The sequence below is a fragment of the Streptosporangium sp. NPDC002544 genome, assembly GCF_040295965.1.
Lineage (GTDB): Bacteria > Actinomycetota > Actinomycetes > Streptosporangiales > Streptosporangiaceae > Streptosporangium.
In genome coordinates this window covers 99802-118313 of the sequence record NZ_JBEOWJ010000020.1, presented here as the reverse complement: position 1 = coordinate 118313, position 18512 = coordinate 99802, and the positions used below count along the sequence as shown (strand labels likewise).

The following is an 18512-nucleotide window of genomic DNA, read 5'->3' as shown; positions in this document are numbered from 1 at the left end:
CACTCCCGGCCGTGCCGCAGCCCACAGCCGATCCATGGTCGCCGCGCATTTCTCTCATGACCGACGACATCCCATGGAACACTGAGAGTGCATTTTCGGACACGAAGGGATACAGGCCGATGGTGATGACAGCGTCTCAGCGATCCGCACCGCGCACCGCGCCCCAGCCGCCCGCTCAGCCCGCCGCACCTGAGGACCGTCCACTACCTCGCACCCCGAGGGAGATCTTCGAGTCCCTTCCCCCTATCCGTGGCCTACGGGCCGAAGTCATCGACGGGAACCTGATCGTGAGTTCTTCCGCGACCCCCCGGCACGCGCGTATAGCAAGATGCCTCAGCAGAGCCCTGATCCCGGTGGAGGACAAGAACGACTGGGAGAGCTTCTCCGGTGATGTCGACATCTGCGTCGAAGGTCCACGAGACACCATCGTCCCCGATTACTGCCTGGTCCCCGTGGACGCTCCGCTCTGGGGCGATCGGGAGATCCTCTCCTCGGGGCTGATCCTGGTGGCGGAGATCGTCTCGCCCGGCTCCATGGAGATGGACCGCGCCACGAAGCCCCGGATCTACGCGGGCTGCGGCATCCCGATCATGCTGATCGTCGACCCCGTCGCCTCACCGCCCGCGGTGACCGTCCTCAGCGATCCCGAGGACGGCAGCTACCGGACCATGACGCACACCGAGATGGGCAAGCCGCTCCGGATCCCCTCCCCCGTCGACTTCGACCTGGACACCTCGATCTTCCTGTAACGACACCGACTCGGCCTGCCCCACCCAGCGAGGCGTCGGCACCGGGATACGGCACGATGGGGCCACCAGCCGGTGAACACGTCTCGCTCCCGTCCGATGTGCCGGTGGCACCGCATGGGACGCCGATCGATCCACGTGCCGTTCCGCTTCAAAGAAGCGGCGAAACGTGCTTTGCTCATGGCGGGGAGGGCGGCATGAGGTCTAGATGGGCGCTGAGGCCGAGGCAGGACCGCCATTCCCTCCAGAGCGGGCTGGAAGACCTGCTCGAACACGTGGCGCGAGGAGATCGCGCCGCCTTTGAACGGATCTACGACCTGGTCGCCGGCCCCGTCTACGGGCTGGTCCTGCGCGTGCTGCGCGACCCCGCGCAGAGCGAGGAGGTCGCCCAGGAGGTCCTCGTCGAGGTGTGGCGCAGCGCCGCTCGCTACGAACGCGCCCGCGGCTCGGCGATGGCCTGGGTCATGACGATCGCCCACCGCCGCGCCGTCGATCGCGTCCGCGCCGTCCAGAGCGCCGTCGACCGCGAGGACCGGGTGGCCAGGCTGGAGGTGCATCGTCCTTTCGACGAGGTCGCCGAGTCGGTGGGGGCCCGCCTGGAACGCGAACGGCTGCGCCGCTGCCTTGACGGGCTCACCGAGCTGCAACGCCAATCCGTCACTTTCGCCTACTACGGTGGATATTCCTATCGTGAAGTCGCCGAGCTGCTGAAGGTGCCGCTGGCCACGGTGAAGACCCGGATGCGTGACGGGCTGATCCGCATACGCGACTGCCTGGGGGTGGAACGATGAACAGCATCGAGAGCGGTCACGACCCGCACGCCCTGGCCGGCGCCTACGCCCTGGACGCCATCGACGACCCTGCCGACCGGCTGCGCTTCGAGGAGCACCTCGGCCGCTGCGCCGAGTGCGCGCGAGAGGTGCGTGGCATGGCCGAGACCGCCGCCAGGCTCGGCCATGCCACGGCCACCGACCCGCCGCCGGGACTGCGCGAGCGGGTGATGACCCAGATAGATCAGGTCCGTCAGCTGCCGCCCTCCCTCATCGCGTACGCACCCGATGCGAGGAGGAGGAAGGCCCCGTGGTGGCCCCGCCTGGCCGTCGGACTGGCCGCGGCCGGACTGGCCGCCGCCGTTTCGCTGGGCCTGTTCGCCGTCCGCGCCCAGGATCAGCTGGAGCAGATCCAGCAGCGCGACCGGCGGATCTCCGCCGTCCTGGCCGCGCCTGATGCCCGTACCCTCACCGCGACCGCGCAGCGGGGCGGCACCGCCACCGTGGTGTTCTCCCGCGCCGAGGGAGAAATGGTGTTCCTGGCCAGCGGGTTGGCCGCCCTGCCCGACAGCCGTACCTACCAGCTCTGGCAGATCGGCCCCACGGGCATCCACTCGGCCGGGCTGATACGCCCCGACGACTCCGGCCGTACCCCGCTCGTCGTCACCACCCCCTTCGCCGCCACCACCCAGCTCGGCGTCACCATCGAGCCCGAAGGCGGCTCGACCCAGCCCACCACCCGGCCCCTGCTCCTGGTCGACCTGCCCGCCGCCTGAGCACGGCAGCCCCCCTTACGACCACCCCGCCGACCGCCCTGGCGGGGTGGTCGTGTTGTCGGCTCAGCCCACAACGCCACCGTTCGCATCGTCGACAGCGCGGCGTGGGCCAGTACGCCGAACCAGTGGCATACAAGTGCCTCAACCAGCGAAAACAGAGATGGTCCACGGCCCGAGAAAATCGACCAATCCGAGGGCGGTCCGGCGACGAATACGGCGCAGGGGAGAAGGACCCGACCGGATGCCTCCCCCAGCCCTCATGTGCCGGTCACAGGCGTGACCGGCGGCCGAAAGGACCAACGAAACATGGAGCTCCGAATCAGTCGGCGCGCCCTGATCGGCATCGGCGTCGCGGGAGTACTCACCGCCTCCTCCCTCGCCCTGCTCAGAGCAGAGACCGGCGCGGCGTCCTCGCACCGCGAGGCGCCCATGATCGCGGGTGACCCGCGCAACGACAACACCGACGTGTACGCGTTCGTCAGCCCGGACAGGCCCGACACCGTCACCCTGATGGCGAACTTCATCCCGTTCGAGGAGCCGAACGGCGGGCCGAACTTCTACCAGTTCGACGCCGGGTCACGCTACAACATCAAGATCGACAGTGATGGCGACGCACAGCCCGACACCGTCTACCAGTGGACGTTCCGTGACGAGGACAGGCGCGGCACGGGCACCTTCCTGTACGACAACGGCCCCGTCACCTCGCTGAACGACAAGAACCTGCTGTTCCGGCAGCGCTACACGCTCAAGAAGATCACCCATCGAGGAACGCGGACCCTGGTCAAGGACGGCGTGGTGGCCCCGAGCAACACCGGCCCGGCCTCGATGCCCGACTACGCCTCGCTGCGCACCCAGTCGATCAAGAACCTGTCCGGCGGCGGGAAGGCATTCGCCGGCCAGGCCGACGAGGCGTTCTTCGCCGACCTGCGGGTCTTCGACCTGCTCTACGGCGGCGACCTGTCCGAGGTCGGCCAGGACACCCTCGGGGGCTACAACGTGCACAGCCTGGCCCTGCAGGTGCCCAAGGACGAGGTCGCCCTGAAGGGCGACGCCGACCGCAACCCGGTCATCGGCGTCTGGTCCACCGTGGACAAGTGGAGCCCCCAGGGCTACGTACAGGTCTCCCGGCTGGGCCAGCCACTGGTCAACGAGGTCGTGGTCCCGGCCGGACTGAAGGACGCCTTCAACGCGCTGCCCCCGCACAAGGACGCCGACGTCCCGGCCGTCGTCAAGCGCGTCACCAACCCGGAGGTGCCCAAGCTCCTTGAGGCCATCTACGGCCTCAAGGCGCCGAAGACCCCCCGGGCCGACCTGGTCGAGATCTTCCTGACCGGCATCGCCAAGGCCAACGGCCCGATCAAGGCCGACCTCAACTCGCAGAGTCTCAACAAGGACGCGGGCAGGTTGCGCCCGGCGGAGATGCTGCGGCTGAACATGGCCGTCGCGCCCGCCGCGAACCCGAACCGGCTCGGCGTGCTCGCCGGCGACCTGCAGGGCTTCCCGAACGGCCGCCGCCTCGGGGACGACGTGATCGACATCGCCCTGCAGGCGATGGCCGGCGCCGCCCAGAGCGGCAAGCTCGTCGACGCGCTGGCCGCCGGCGACAAGGTGGACCGGAACGACAAGCCGTTCGGCACCTGGTTCCCCTACATCCCGCTGCCCGGCAACACGTCGGTCAACGCGAGCTGATCCGACGGTACGGGACCCGGCCTGCCCGGGTCCCGCACCCGGCCCTGGGGGTAACCACCATGAAGACATCCGTAAGAGCACGGATCGCCGTGGGCGTGCTGGGCCTGGCGACGGCACTGACCGCGGGGGCGGCCCTGATCCCCGGCGATCGAACGCCGTCGCCCGCCACCGCACCGCCCCGGCAGTCGGCCGAGATCCCGGTCTCGGCCGGCTCCCTCAAGAGCGCGATCCAGGCGCTGACCGCCCGGCTGCGGCGGCTGCCCGATGACCACCAGGCCTGGGCGCGGCTCGGCTCCGCCTACGTCCAGCAGGCACGCCTGAGCGCCGACCCGTCCTTCTATCCGAAGGCCGAGCAGGCGCTGGCCCGCTCCGCCGCGCTGAGCCCCGGCAATTTCGCCGCGCTGACCGGCCAGGCAGCGCTCGCCGCCGGTCGGCACGACTTCACCGAGGCCGTACGACTGGCCAAGCTGTCACAGACCGCCAATCCCTACGGCCAAGGCGCCCAGGCGGTGCTGGCCGACGCCTACACCCAGCTCGGCCGCTACGACGAAGCCACCCGGGCGATCAGCAGGATGATGGAGTTGCGCCCCGGTGTCGCGGCCTTCACCCGGGCCTCCTACGACGCCGAACTCCGCGGGGATCGCACGACGGCACGCCGCATGCTGGAGCACGCCCTTGACGACGCCTTCTCCCCCGACGACATCGCCTACTGCCGTCACTACCTGGGCGAGCTGGCCCTGCGCTCCGGTGATCCGCGCGGCGCCACCGAGCAGTACCGCCTCGCGCTGAAGGCCGCCCCCGACTTCACCGCCGCTCTGGCCGGAACGGCCAGAGCGGCCGCGCTCGACGGCCGGCCGGCTGAGGCCGCCGACCTCTACGCCACCGTTGTCGGGCGCCTGCCCCTGGCCCAGTACGTGATCGAGTACGCCGAGGTGCTGGTCGCGGCGGGCAGGGATCCCGCCGAGCAGTGGGCGCTGCTGCGCGCGCAGCGGACCCTGATGGAAGCGGCCGGGGTCAAGGACGACCTGACCTGGGCCGAGTTCGAGGCCGACCACGGCTCTCCCGCACGGGCCGTCGAACACGCCGAGGCCGAATACGCCCGCAACCCCAACGTGGTCGCCGCCGACGCCCTGGCCTGGGCCCTGCACCGCGACGGCCGTGACCGGGAGGCCCTGCCGTACGCGCGTAAGGCCACCGCCACCGGCTGGCGCAACGCCCTGTTCCATCACCACCGCGCCGAGATCGAACGCTCGCTCGGCCGCACCGAGGAGTCCAGGCGCTCCGCCGCCCGAGCCCGCGACGCCGACCCCACCTTCTCCGCCGATCTCCCTGCCCTAGCGAGGTTCTCTTGATGCTCGCGGTCACTACCGCCGCCTGCGGCCTGGCGATGTGCGCGACACTCGCCGCAGGCGCCGCGCCCTCCAACGCGGAGGTGACGCACCCACTGGGCAACTTCACCGTCAACCACTACAACGGCCTGCGGATCACCCCGGACCGGGTGGAGAACCTGGCGGTCGTGGACAGCGCCGAGCTGCCCACCCTGCAGGCCCGCCCCGCGGTGGACGCCGACCGCTCAGGAACGGTCTCGGACGCCGAACGGTCGGCGTACGGCACCGCCCGGTGTGGCGAACTCGCCACCGCACAGCGTCTGACGGTGAACGGGACCGCGACGGTGTGGCAGCTCTCCGAGGCCGTCTTCGCCTACGAGCCCGGTCAGGGCGGTCTGCAGACCAGCCGCCTGACATGCCGCCTGCACGCCGCCGCGAAACCGCTCCAGGCACCCACCGCCGCCGCGGCCTCCGGCTCCGGGACCTCGGTGACGTCCGAGGGGAGCGGGACGGTCGAATTCAGCGACGGCTTCCTGGCCGACCGGCTGGGCTGGCGGGAGATCACCGCGGTGTCCGCCGCGGGGCTACGGCTGGTGCGCCCTTCGGTGCCCGGCACGAGTGTGAGCCGGGAACTGCGGTCCTACCCCGGCGACCTGCTGGCCGACCCACTGGACCAGCGGGCGGTGAAACTGGGCGTGACGCCGGGAACCGGCTCGGCGGCGACCGCGATACCGCTGGTGTCCGGCGGACCCGTCGCAGACGCACTGGCCGCGCTGGACCGCCTGTTCACCAAGCTGATCGGCACCGCGTCGCTGACCGTGCCGCTGGGCCTGCTCTCCGTGGCGCTGGCCGCGGTCCTCGGCGCCGGCCACGCGCTCATCCCCGGTCACGGCAAGACCATCATGGCCGCCTACCTCGCCGGCCGCAGCGGCCGCCCACGTGACGCGCTGGTCGTCGGCGCCACCGTGACGGCCACCCACACGCTGGGTGTTCTCGTCGTCGGCCTGCTGCTGAGCGCCTTCTCCGCCCTCACCGGAGAGTCCGTGCTCGGCTGGCTCGGCCTGGCCAGCGGCCTGCTGATCACCGTCATCGGCGCCGGCCTCCTGCGATCGGCCTGGCGCGCCCACCGCAGCGGCGAGCCCTCCGGCCACGGGCACGGACACGGGCACGGGCACGGGCACGGGCACGGGCACGGGCACGGGCATGTGCCCTCCGCCGAAGGGCACGACCAGAGATCCGGCTACGGGCACGGCCACGCCGATCCGGGCCGTGGAGTCGTCCGGACGGCGGTGCTGGAACGGGAGCGGCCCGCGCAGACCGAGGCCACCCGCTCGCGGCGCGGGCTGGTGGGGATGGGGGTGGCTGGAGGCCTGGTGCCCAGCCCTTCCGCGCTCGTCGTCCTGCTCGGCGCCATCGGGCTTGGCCGCACCTGGTTCGGGATCGCGCTGGTGTTCGCCTACGGCATCGGCATGGCGAGCACCCTGACCGCCACCGGCCTGCTCCTGGTCAAGCTGGCGGGACGACTCGACCGGATGGCGACGAGGGGACACGGCATGGCTGCCCGCCTGTCGTCTCTCGCCCCGGTCGGCACCGCCGCCGTCGTCGTCGTACTCGGCCTGGGCCTGGCCATCCGGGGCCTGGCCGGAGCCGCCTGAGAGGAGCCGGCCCCGCGTCCGGCGGTTCCACAAACCGTGAACCGCCGCTCGCCAGGAGCGCAGGCCACCCGGGCGACGATTTCGGGCACTCCTCTCCCGGGGGAGGAGTGCCCACCGCCGACCGGCTCGGCTCTCCTCCATCTCGATGCCCCGGCAGCCGTTCCCCCGCCCAGGCGGGGGAACCGGCTCAGAGCTTCTCCATCGCCTTGCGGATGCGCTTGTCGGAGATCGAGTACGGGGTGCCGAGGGTCTGGGCGAAGTAGCTGACCCTGAGCTCCTCGATCATCCAGCGGATCTGCCGGACGTCGTCGTCGGAGCGGCGGGCCGGGGGGAGCTTCTCGACCAGCTCGTGATAGTCGTCCTCGATGTCATGCACCTTGCCCATCCGCTCCCCGTCGCGGAACGCGTCCTCGTGCACCTTCTCCAGCCGCCGCTCGGCTCCCTTGAGATAGCGGAGCAGGTCGGGCAGGCGCTTGTAACCGGTCTCGGTGACAAAGCCCGGGTAGACCAGGTTGGCCACCTGGTCGCGGATGTCCTCGATCGCGGGCGTCGAGCGGGACTCGGGCAGCAGCGTCGAGACGGTGTGCCAGACCTTGAGGATGCTCTCGACGCGAGCGACCACCTCGGCCGTGGTGTCGAAGAGTTCGGCGCGGACCGCCTCGTGCAGGGCGGTGAAGGCGGACTCCTCCCAGACCGGCCCGCCGTACTCGTTCATCAGGTGGTCGGCGGCGCAGGCGATGCAGTCGTCGAACAGGGCGACGGCACCGGCGTGCGGGCTCCGGCTCAGGGCGAGCTTGGACTGGTTGCCGAGGCGGCCGAGCACCCATTTGGCCGGGGACGGGGTGTTGAGCAGCAGCAGCCTGCGGGTGCCCTCCCACATGGCCCGGCGCTGCTCGGCCTCGGTCTCGAACATCCGTACCGCCACGGTGGCGCCCTCGTCGGCGAGTGCCGGATAGGCCTTCATCCTGCGCTGCTCGAACGTCTTGGGCAGCGCGCCCACGGTCCACCCCGTCAGGCCGGATTTCTCCAGGCCGTCGGCGGCCTTGGAGAGGGTCTGGCGGAGTTTGGGGGCGAGGCGCCGCTTGAGATCGGCCAGGTCCTTGCTCTCGGCCAGCTTCTGCCTACGGCCGTCGGTCACCCGAAAGGTGATCTTGAGGTGGTCGGGGACCAGGCCGGGCTGCCAGTCCTCGCGGGTCACCTGAAAACCGGTCAGGTTGAGCAGCTCGCGCTCCAGCACCGCGAGCAGCGGCTCCTGGGTGGGCTCGGCCCGCTGGAGGATCTTCTTGGCGTAGTTGGGGGCGGGGACGAAGTTGCGCCGGATGTTCTTGGGCAGGCTGCGGATGAGCGCGGTGAGCAACTCCTCGCGCAGCCCGGGGATCTGCCAGTCGAACCCCTCGACGTTGACCTGGTTGAGCAGCGCGAGCGGGATGTGCGCGGTGACGCCGTCGGCGTCGGTGCCGGGCTCGAACTGGTACGTCAGCGGGAAGCGCAGGCCGCCCTGGCGCCACACGTCGGGGTAGTCGCGCCGGCTGACGTCGCCGGCCGACTCGCTGATCAGCATCGACTTCTCGAAGCTGAGCAGGTCGGGCTGGTCGGCGCGGACCTTCTTCCACCAGGAGTCGAAGTGCCGCCCGGAGACGACGTCGGCGGGAACGCGCTGGTCGTAGAAGTCGAACAGGGTCTCGTCGTCGACGAGGATGTCGCGGCGCCTGGCTCGCTCCTCCAGTTCCTCGACCTCTTCGAGGAGCTTGCGGTTCTCGGCGAAGAAGGCGTGGTGGGTCTCCCAGTCGCCCTCGACCAGGGCGTGCCGGATGAACAGCTCCCGGCTCAGCTCGGGGTCGATGCGGCCGTAGTTGACCTTGCGCTGGGCCACGATCGGCACCCCGTACAAGGTGACCTTCTCATACGCCATCACCGAGCCCTGTTTCTTCTCCCAGTGCGGCTCGGAGTAGGTGCGTTTGATCAGGTGCGCGGCGAGCGGCTCGACCCACTCGGGTTCGATCTTGGCGTTGACCCGGGCCCAGAGCCGGGAGGTCTCCACCAGCTCGGCGGACATCACCCAGAGCGGCTGCTTCTTGGCGAGCGCGGAACCCGGGAAGATCGCGAACCGGGCGTTGCGCGCGCCCACGTACTCGGTCATCGGCCGGCGCGGCTCGTTCGTGCCGCGGCGGGCGCCGGGCTCCGCGGTCTTCTTGTCGATGTCCTTGACGCCGACGTGGGAGAGCAGGCCGGAGAGCAGGGAGATGTGGATCTTCTGCTCGTCGCCGGGGGTGCTGTTGAGGGCGACACCGAGGGTCTTCGACATCTGGCGTAGCTGGCCGTAGACGTCCTGCCACTCGCGGACCCGCAGGTAATTGAGGAACTCCGCCTTGCACAGCCGCCGGAACGCGCTGGAGGAGAGCTCCTTCTGCTGCTCCTGCAGGTAGTTCCACAGGTTCAGGTACGAGACGAAGTCGGACTCCTTGTCGGCGAACCGGCGGTGCTTGTCGTCGGCGGCCTGCTGCTTGTCGGCCGGGCGCTCGCGCGGGTCCTGGATCGACAGGGCGGAGGCGATGACCATGACCTCGCGGACGCAGCCGTTGTGGTCGGCCTCCAGCACCATGCGGGCCAGTCGCGGGTCGACCGGCAGCCCGGCCAGCTTGCGGCCGAGCGGGGTCATCTGCCGCCCCTGGTCGAAGGCGCCCAACTCCTGGAGCAGGTCGTAGCCGTCCCTGACCTGGCGCTGGTCGGGCGGCTCGACGAACGGGAAGGCCCCGATGTCGCCCAGGCCGATCGAGGTCATCTGCAGGATGACCGAGGCGAGGTTGGTACGGAGGATCTCCGGGTCGGTGAACTCCGGCCGGGTGACGAAGTCGTCCTCCTCGTACAGCCGGATGCAGATGCCGTCGGAGACCCGGCCGCAGCGGCCCTTGCGCTGGTTGGCCGAGGCCTGGGAGATCGCCTCGATGGGGAGGCGCTGGACCTTGGTGCGGTGGCTGTAGCGGGAGATGCGGGCGAATCCGGGGTCGACCACGTACTTGATGCCGGGCACGGTCAGCGAGGTCTCGGCCACGTTGGTGGCCAGCACGACCCTGCGCCTGGTGTGCCGCTGGAAGACCTTGTGCTGCTCAGCGGCGGACAGCCTGGCGTACAGCGGCAGGATCTCGGCGTCCTTGCGCTTGGCGAGCGCCTCGGCGGTGTCGCGGATCTCCCGCTCGCCGCTGAGGAAGACCAGGATGTCGCCGGGTCCCTCGGCGCACAGCTCGTCGACGGCGTTGCCGATCGCCTGGATCTGGTCGTCGTCCTCGGCGATCGGCCGGTAACGCACCTCAACGGGGTAGGTCCGGCCGGAGACCTCCACGATCGGCGCGTCGCCGAAGTGCTTGGAGAAGCGCTCGGGGTCGATGGTCGCCGAGGTGATGATCACCTTCAGGTCGGGGCGGCGCGGCAGGAGTTGCTTGAGGTAGCCCAGGATGAAGTCGATGTTGAGGCTGCGCTCGTGCGCCTCGTCGACGATCAGCGTGTCGTACTGGTCGAGGTCGCGGTCGTTCTGCAGCTCGGCCAGCAGGATGCCGTCCGTCATGACCTTGACGAGCGTGCCGTCGCTCACCTGGTCGGTGAAGCGCACCTTGTAGCCCACGGCGTCGCCGAGCGGGGTGTCGAGCTCTTCGGCGACGCGCTCGGCCACGGTACGGGCGGCGATGCGGCGGGGCTGGGTGTGCCCGATCAGCCCCCTGACGCCCCGGCCGAGCTCCAGGCAGATCTTCGGTAACTGGGTGGTCTTGCCCGAGCCGGTCTCACCGGCGACGATCACGACCTGGTTGTCGCGGATCGCCTCCAGGATGTCGTCCCTGCGCTGGCTGACCGGCAACGCCTCCGGATAGGTGACCGTGGGGACGCCGGCGCGGCGTCGCGCGACCCGGCGCTCGGCCCGCTCGATGTCGGCGGTGATCTCGACGGTGATCTTCTGCTGCGCGGCCCGGTTTCTGACCTTGCGAGCCCCGTCGAGCCTGCGTCGTAGCCGCCGCTGGTCACGGAGCGTGAGCTCGGGCAGGCGCGTGTGCAGCTCGGAGAGCGGAGATGTCAAAGGAGGCGTTCCCATACTGAAACCCAGGATACTTTCGGCCCGCGCCTGACGGCTCACGCGTGCCCTTCGAAGGCCCCCACGTGAAGCCCCAACCGTTCATGCTGCCCGACCCGCCGCTTCCCCGCATCCCAATATTCGCCCCGCCGGAAAAGAGAACGGCTCCGCCGCCCCCTGCGGGGGCGGCGGAGCTTCGCAGGTCGGGTCCTGCGGGGGCGGGACCCGGGATCAGCTGACTACGGGAGCGCCGGGTAGGCGTTCTGCAGCAGCTGGCGGAACTGGGCGGAGAACCATTGGCCGGAGACCGGCGCGTCGGCCAGGGCGCCGCTCATGTTGTTGCCGTTGCGCTCGTTGCCGCCGTAGGTCGGGTCGCACATCCGGTCGAAGCCCTTGCCCTCGTTGTTCGGGATCTCCTTGCTGGAGCCGTCGGACTCACCCGGGGGCTTGATCCAGACGTAGGCGTCCAGACCGGCGGCGGGGCTGGCCTGCGGGCGCTCGCCCAGACCGGCACCGCTCTGGTTGCACCAGTTGCCGGCGTGGATCCGGCGGTCCACCTTCGACTCGTTGACGAAGGTGTTCAGCACGGTGGAGGTGCTGGCGGCGGCCGGACGGGCCGAGCCTCCCCAGCCGTTGCGGGAGGTGTCGATCAGCATGCCGATGTTCGACTTGAAGCCCTTCTGGATCAGCGTGTTCCGGAAGGCCTGGGCGAAGGACAGCTCGTCGACGTAGAAGTTCCAGTCGACCCAGGTGGACTGGCGGACGGTCTGGCCGTTGACCGTGGTGCCGATGTTGAAGTGGGGCTCCTTCAGCGCCGAGTAGTTGGCGGTGTTGGTGATGAAGCCGTCCACGCTGTCGAAGCCCTTGACGGTGCCGGCGACGGTGGTCGCGAACAGGTCGGCGGACGGGCCGAAGTTGGTGTCCCAGCCGAGCCAGCCATGGTGACCGGCGTCGATGTAGGTGTAGACGTTGTTGATCGCGTGCAGCTTGTCCAGGGCGTAACGGACGCCGTTGACGTAGGCGCCACTGTCCTTGGCCTCCTGGCACTTGGCCAGGTTGAGGTTGGTGACCAGGTTGGGCAGCGAGTCGATCTCGATGATCGACACGATCCGCAGGGCCGCGTACTTGGGCTCGGCCATGATCGCGGCGATCGGGTCGATGTACTCGGTCTTGTAGCGGTTCAGGCCGTTCTGGGAAATGAGCAGCTCACCGTTGGAGGCCAGCGCCGAGCAGTCGCGGTTGGGCAGGTTGTAGATGACGAACTGGATCGTCAGCGGCTTGCTGCCGTTGGCCGCGTCCTGGCGGAGCGCCTCGTCCAGGTGGGCGCGGAGGCCCATGGCCGAGGAGGAGCCGGCGATGGCGGCGATGCGGTCCAGCCACACACCGGTGGAGATCTTGGCGACCGCGTTGCCGCCCGGCTCGGCGGCGGCCTTGGCCGACCAGTCGGGGTTCACGTAACCGGTGGCGTCGGTGTACGGGTTGTCGACGTGGCCGACCGGCGGGTTGCCGTCGTCGTCGGCCTCGGTGGCGGTGACCGTGGCGCTGGTGTAGCCACTGGCGGCGGCCGTGATGGTGGCGGTGCCGTTGGTCTGGTCGGCGTCCTGGGCCGCCGAGACCGTCACGTTCTGCGCCGTGTTCCAGTTGGCGGTGGTGAAGGTCAGCGTGGAGGGCGAGATGGTGATGTCGCTGTCACCGGTCTTGCTCAGGTTGACCGTGACGTTGCCGGTCGGTGCCTGGCTGAGCCGGAAGCCGACGGTCGCGGAGCCCCCCTCGGGGACACTGACGGAGGTCGGGGAGGCGACGATCGACGGGGTCGAGGTGCCGGCCACGGTGAAGGGGACCGCGGCGGTCTCGGTGGAGAGCGCCGGGGTGGCGTTGTCGTACGCCTTGGCCTTGGCGGTGTGGGAGCCGGCCGCCAGACCCGTGGCGGAGTAGGAGTAGGGGGCGGTGGTGTCGGTGTTGACCAGCGTGCCGTCGACGTAGAACTCGACCTTGCTGACCGCGCCGTCGTCGCTCGCGGTCGCCGTGAGCGGCACGGCGGCGCCGGCCTGGTAGGAGGCGCCCGAGGCGGGGCTGGTCAGGCTGACCGTGGGCGGCTGGTTGCCGGGGGTGGTCCCGCCGCAGGCCACGCCGTTGATCGTGAAGGAGGTCGGCTTGGGGTTGGTACCGGACCAGTTGCCGTTGAAGCCGATGCTGGTCGAGGCGCCGGTGGCCAGGTTGCCGTTCCAGTCCAGGTTCTTGGCGGTGACGGCCTGGCCGCTCTGCGCCCAGGTGGCGCTCCAGCCCTGGGTGAGCTGCTGGGTGGTCGTCGGGAAGCTGAACCCGAGGGTCCAGCCGGTCAGCGGGTCACCCAGGTTCTTGACGGTCACGCTTGCGGTGAAGCCGCCCTGCCAGTCGTTGGTCGTGTAGGCGACGTCGCAGGCGACTGCGGCGTGCGCGGTGGCGGCTTGCCCGGTGGCAAGGCCGGCGGCGGCCACCAGCAGTGCCGCCGTGGTCGCCGCCCGATTACGCCAGGCGTGGCGACGCGAATTGACTCTCATGCGTGATCATCTCCAGGACGATGGTGGGAGCGCTCCCATAGTCCGGATGTTTCACCCGTGTGTACAGCTTGTTGCACGTCGGAGCCCCTGAATTAGGACCGCCCTGGCCCCTGACCTCACCGAACGGGTTTCGAACCCGATGAAAGTTTCAGAGCCCTGTCCGCGACCGGTCCAAAATGGTGCGTACCGGCCACCTGTGGACGAACTCCGAGGCGCCGCGGATCTCGCCTCCAGATCGCCTCCGGAAAGCGCGTTCCCGAGTACCGGCACCGCAACACGGACCTGGAAGCCGTTCGCGGAGGACACGCCGCATGCGGGGAAGGTCAAGGCCAGGCTGAAGGGGGTGGTGAGCTGAGGGCCGTTCACCCCCACCACGGTGGATTCCGGTGCCGTCCCGGCGAGCGGCGCTGAAATAACCGCAGCACCGGCGCCGTTGCACAGAACTCGAAGGGGTGCACGCTCCTCCCTCCCCGCGATGAAAGGCTTGCTCTCCATGGCTCTTCCACTCTCCATCCTTGATCTGGCGCACATCGGCGAGGGAGAGACGGCCGCCGACAGCCTGCGGGCCAGCGTGACCCTGGCCCAGCGCGCGGAGGAGTGGGGCTACCGGCGGATCTGGTACGCGGAGCACCACAACATGCCCACCATCGCGTCCTCGGCGACCAGCGTCCTCATCGCCCACGTGGCCGCGCACACCCGGACGATCCGCCTCGGAGCCGGCGGCGTCATGCTCCCCAACCACTCCCCGCTGACCATCGCCGAGCAGTACGGAACCCTCGAAACGCTGCATCCGGGGCGCATCGACCTGGGTCTCGGCCGGGCGCCGGGCAGTGACCAGCAGACCGCACGGGCCCTGCGCCGCGGCCCGATGGCCGCGGACGACTTCCCGCAGGACGTCTTGGAACTGCAGGGATACCTGACCGGCGAGTCCCGGATCCCGGGCGTCGACGCGACGCCGGGCAAGGGCACCAACGTGCCGCTGTACATCCTCGGCTCCTCCCTGTTCGGAGCCAGGCTCGCCGCCGCACTCGGGCTGCCGTACGCCTTCGCCTCCCACTTCGCGCCGAACGCGCTCCAGGACGCCGTCGCGCTCTACCGGCGCGAGTTCAAGCCGTCCCGGCAGCTGGATCGCCCGTACGTCATCGCCGGCGTCAACGTCCTCGCGGCCGACACCACGGCCGAGGCGCAGGAGCAGTTCCTGGCCATGAAGCGCAGCCGGGTCAGCCTGCTGCTCGGCCGGGGCCGGAAGTTCACGCCGGAGGAGGCGGACGGCATCCTCGCCTCCCCCGCTGGGCAGCAGATCCTCCAGATGGCCACTTACTCCGCCATCGGGACCCCTACCGAGGTGACGGACTATCTCGACCGCTTCGCCGAGAACTTCCAGGCTGACGAGCTGATCACCGTCTCGGCCTCCCCGGACCGGAAGGCCTGGCTGCGCTCCTTCGAACTCCTCGCGGAAGCCCGCGGCCTCCTCGCCACCTGACGTTCGACGGCGGCGTGAGCCACCGAAACCCGGCGTGCCACTTTCCCGGCACCGGGCGCTCCGCAGGTCCCGTGTACGACCGCGGTGTCCTCAAGTACTCGACCAGCACCGCGACAAGCGCTGGGCGGCCGGCCTCGAACCGGGCCGCACCGGTCTGACCGGCGCCTCACCGGTTGAGTATGAATCCTCGCCGGGACGGGTCCACCGGCCCGCCCCATCACCTCGGCCTTTCCCTCCATCCCTCAGCTGACGGCGAGCCGGTCCAGGAGATCGTCAGGTGTCCCGTTTTGACACCTCTAATGGGTAACCGCTATCTATTGGCCAACCGTTAGGGGGCGACATGCAGGACGCAGTGCTGGCGATGCTCGCCAAGGAGCCGTCACACGGGTACCACCTGCACGCTCGGCTGCGGCGGAGTCTTGGCCCGCTGGGCGAGTCGATGAACCGCGGTCAGATCTATGTGACGTTGGCCCGGTTGGAGCGAGCGGGGCTGGTCGCCGGTGAGCGGGCGGACGGCCTGCCCGAACGGCCGGAGCGCAAGGTCTACGCGCTGACGCCGGCCGGGCAGCAGCGGGTGGCCGCCTGGCTGGCCGAGGTGGGCTGGCCGAAACCGGACCTGGCGGAGTTTCATCTCAAGCTCGCCGCTGCCGCCGCGGCCCGGCTGGCCGACCCGGTGGAGCTGGTGGCGGCGCAGCGCCGTGAGTTGCTGCGCCGCTTGCGTGAGGCGCAGCAGGCGGCGCTGGCCGAGCCGGCGGGGTCGGGCGCCGGCCTGCTGCTGGAAGGGGTCGTGCTGCGGTTGCAGGCGGACCTGCGCTGGCTGGATGCCTGTGAGCGGTCCTGGTCCGAGGTCGATGACGAAGTCGAGGGTGGATGAACGTGTCAAGTGCCGCGGTCCGGACCTGCGGCCTGATGAAGACGCATGGTCAGGGGCAGAGCCGGGTCCGCGCGGTGGACGAGGTCGACCTGGAGGTGCCGCAGGGACAGATGCTGGCGGTGATGGGGCCCAGCGGCTGCGGGAAATCCACTCTGCTGCACCTGCTGGGTGGTCTGGAGCGGCCTACCGATGGAGAGGTGTGGCTGGCCGGGCAGCGCGTCGACACGCTGAGCGAGCGGGCTCTGGCGCGCATGCGGCGCCGGTCGGTGGGGTTCGTCTTCCAGGCCTTCCATCTGGTGGAGGAGCTGTCGGCGGCCGAGAACGTGGAGCTGCCCGTGCTGCTGGCCGGGTGCTCGCGCCGCCAGGCCAGGCGCCGCGCGAGCCTGCTGCTGGAACGGGTCGGGCTCGCCGACCGTGCCCGGCATCTGCCGTCGCAGCTGTCCGGTGGGCAGCGTCAGCGGGTCGCCATCGCCCGTGCGCTGGCCAACGACCCGCTGGTCGTCCTGGCCGACGAGCCGACCGGCAACCTCGACACCGCGGCGACCCTCGATGTGCTGAGGATCTTCGAAGATCTGCGTGCCACGGGGCAGACCCTCGTGATCGTCACGCACGACGAACGGGTCGCATCCACCGCGGACCGGCTGATCTCGATGCGTGACGGGATGTTCGTCGACGACACCCGGCTGGCCGGCACCGGCACCGGGTGGCTCGGCGGCCTGATCAGGCTGGAGGGCTGAACGTCATGGGCTCCATCGTGCTCGTCGTGCGTCTGGTGCTGGCTGACATGCGGCGGCACAAGGTCCAGGCCGTGATGCTCCTGCTCGCGGTGACCGTGGCCACCGCCACGATGGCCCTGGGCCTGTCCCTGCGCGGCGTGAGCGACGCGCTGTACGAACAGACCCGCGCGGCCACCGCCGGGCCGGACGTGGTGGCACTCTCCGGCGACACGGGCCCCGCCGTGACCTCGGCCCTGGCCTCGCTGGCGAACGCTCCCGAAGTGATCGCCCACCATGGCCCCTATCGCATCGTCTACGCCGACCTCACCACGCGCGATTCCACGTCGTCCCCAGTGGTGGTGCACGGCTTCGCCGAGACGCCCGGCACGGTCAACCGGCCGCTGGTGACCTCGGGTCAGTGGGTACGCTCCGGCGGCACGGTCCTCGAACGCGGCTTCGCCACCGCGCTGGGCATCGGCGTCGGCGACCACGTCACCATCGCCGGCCGGTCGTACCCCGTCGTCGGGATCGCCGTCGCCGCGGCCACCTCCATCTACCCCTGGGCGGCGCAGATCGGCCCGTACGGCGGCCCCAGCGACTACACCGGCCTGGCCTGGATGACCCGATCAGATGCCCGGGCCCTGGCGTCGTCCCAAGATCTCCCGGTGACCATGGCCCTAGACCTCAGGCTGAGCGACCCCGCCGCCACCGAGGACTTCCGCGACGCCCACCGCGACTCCACCATCAGGACCAACTTCCACTCCTGGCAGTTCACCGCCGAACAGGACATGGTCATCCTCAGGGACAGCCAGCCGATCCTGGTCGTCGGTAGCTGGCTGCTCAGCTTCCTGGCCATCACCGGAGTGGCGGCACTGGCCGCGGGACGCGCCGTCCAGCAGACGCGCCGGGCCGGGCTGCTCAAGGCCGTCGGCGCCGCCCCGGGTCTGATCGCCACCGTCCTGCTCACCGAGTACCTGGCGCTGGCGCTGGTCGGCGACGCGCTGGGGCTGGTGATCGCCCGCCTGACCGTGCCCGCCATCGCCAGCCCCACCGCCAGCCGGATCGGCGACGCGGTCGGGCCTGGCGGCGCCACCGTTGCCACGGCGACCGTCCTCGCCGTGGCGGTGGCGGTGCTGTCCACGTTGCGTCCCACGCTGCGGGCCATGCGTACGGCGACCGTCACGGCGCTGTCCGCCACCGCGCACCAGCCCCGTCACCGACCCTGGCTCACCGCGCTGTCCGCGCTGCTGCCCACGCCGCTGCTGCTCGGGCTGCGGCTGACCGCCCGCCGACCGGGCCGCGCCGTGCTGCAGGCATGCTCCACCGCCACCACAGTGATCGCGATCGTCGCCCTGCTGACCCTCCACGCCCAGCCGGAGAGGGGCTACGGCCTGGATGGCTCCTCCGCCCTGCCCAACCTGCGGGGCGAGCACGACCGCCGGCTGATGCTCGCCGTCACCATCCTGCTGATCGCACTCGCCGTCGTGAACACCATCACGCTCACCTGGACCACTGCCATGGAGGCCCGGGCGAACATGGCCATCGCACGTACGCTCGGTGCCACCCCCGGACAGATCGCCGCGGGACTGTCCACCGCCCAGCTCCTGCCCAGCCTGCCCGGCGCCATCATCGGCCTCCCTCTGGGCATCGGCCTGCTCTCGCTCTTCGCCGCCAGGAATTCGGCGGACCCCCCCTCCTCCTGGCTGCTCGGCGCCGCACTCGCGATTCTCCTGGCGACGGCGGCACTCACCGCCCTGCCCGCACGCCTGGCGGCCCGGCGGCCCGTGGCACAGACCCTCAGCGCCGAAACAGCGTGATCAGCCCCGCTCGGCAGGCGTCGGCGGCAGCGGCGCTCAGCGGACCGAGGCCCGCCCA

12 protein-coding genes are annotated in these 18512 nt (G+C 70.3%); 10 read left to right on the top strand and 2 right to left on the bottom strand.

Annotated features, from left to right (window positions below; all coding sequences use genetic code 11):
- The first annotated feature begins 56 nt into the window (after window positions 1-56).
- The 6 genes from ABT061_RS28325 (at window position 57) to ABT061_RS28300 (ending at window position 6964) form a co-directional block, all read left to right on the top strand.
- Window positions 57-749 (top strand): Uma2 family endonuclease, encoded by a 693-nt coding sequence (locus tag ABT061_RS28325; RefSeq protein ID WP_350923565.1) that lies wholly within the window; start codon window positions 57-59, stop codon window positions 747-749.
- Window positions 750-943: 194 nt separating this feature from the next.
- Window positions 944-1537, top strand: a complete 594-nt coding sequence (gene sigK / locus ABT061_RS28320; protein ID WP_350923562.1) for an ECF RNA polymerase sigma factor SigK — start codon at window positions 944-946, stop codon at window positions 1535-1537.
- The gene (locus ABT061_RS28315; RefSeq protein ID WP_350923560.1) at window positions 1534-2292 is read left to right on the top strand and encodes an anti-sigma factor; all 759 of its coding nucleotides are present in this window, start codon (window positions 1534-1536) and stop codon (window positions 2290-2292) included. Before sigK ends, ABT061_RS28315 begins: the two co-directional genes overlap by 4 nt.
- 306 nt (window positions 2293-2598) lie before the next feature.
- The gene (locus ABT061_RS28310; RefSeq protein WP_350923558.1) at window positions 2599-3981 is read left to right on the top strand and encodes a DUF4331 domain-containing protein; all 1383 of its coding nucleotides are present in this window, start codon (window positions 2599-2601) and stop codon (window positions 3979-3981) included.
- A 59-nt stretch (window positions 3982-4040) separates the two neighbouring features.
- Window positions 4041-5333 (top strand): tetratricopeptide repeat protein, encoded by a 1293-nt coding sequence (locus ABT061_RS28305; RefSeq protein WP_350923555.1) that lies wholly within the window; start codon window positions 4041-4043, stop codon window positions 5331-5333.
- The gene (locus ABT061_RS28300) at window positions 5333-6964 is read left to right on the top strand and encodes a nickel/cobalt transporter (RefSeq protein WP_350923554.1); all 1632 of its coding nucleotides are present in this window, start codon (window positions 5333-5335) and stop codon (window positions 6962-6964) included. The genes ABT061_RS28305 and ABT061_RS28300 overlap by 1 nt, the downstream gene beginning before the upstream one ends.
- Before the next feature lie 187 nt (window positions 6965-7151).
- Here ABT061_RS28300 and hrpA read toward each other — a convergent pair whose 3' ends face one another.
- Window positions 7152-11045, bottom strand: a complete 3894-nt coding sequence (gene hrpA, locus ABT061_RS28295; protein WP_350923552.1) for an ATP-dependent RNA helicase HrpA — start codon at window positions 11043-11045, stop codon at window positions 7152-7154.
- A 218-nt stretch (window positions 11046-11263) separates the two neighbouring features.
- The gene (locus tag ABT061_RS28290) at window positions 11264-13564 is read right to left on the bottom strand and encodes a glycoside hydrolase family 6 protein (protein WP_350923550.1); all 2301 of its coding nucleotides are present in this window, start codon (window positions 13562-13564) and stop codon (window positions 11264-11266) included.
- Between the two features lie 493 nt (window positions 13565-14057).
- On the opposite strand from ABT061_RS28290, the gene ABT061_RS28285 reads away from it, so the two are divergent.
- The 4 genes from ABT061_RS28285 (at window position 14058) to ABT061_RS28270 (ending at window position 18454) form a co-directional block, all read left to right on the top strand.
- Window positions 14058-15047, top strand: a complete 990-nt coding sequence (locus ABT061_RS28285) for an LLM class flavin-dependent oxidoreductase (protein WP_350923548.1) — start codon at window positions 14058-14060, stop codon at window positions 15045-15047.
- Between the two features lie 340 nt (window positions 15048-15387).
- Window positions 15388-15921, top strand: coding sequence for a PadR family transcriptional regulator (locus tag ABT061_RS28280; RefSeq protein WP_350923546.1), 534 nt, complete (start codon window positions 15388-15390; stop codon window positions 15919-15921).
- Complete coding sequence (locus ABT061_RS28275; protein ID WP_350923544.1) at window positions 15918-16658, top strand: ABC transporter ATP-binding protein; 741 nt, start codon at window positions 15918-15920, stop codon at window positions 16656-16658. Before ABT061_RS28280 ends, ABT061_RS28275 begins: the two co-directional genes overlap by 4 nt.
- Before the next feature lie 5 nt (window positions 16659-16663).
- Window positions 16664-18454: an ABC transporter permease gene (locus ABT061_RS28270; protein WP_350923542.1), complete on the top strand. Its 1791-nt coding sequence runs from the start codon at window positions 16664-16666 to the stop codon at window positions 18452-18454.
- The last annotated feature ends 58 nt before the right edge of the window (window positions 18455-18512 follow it).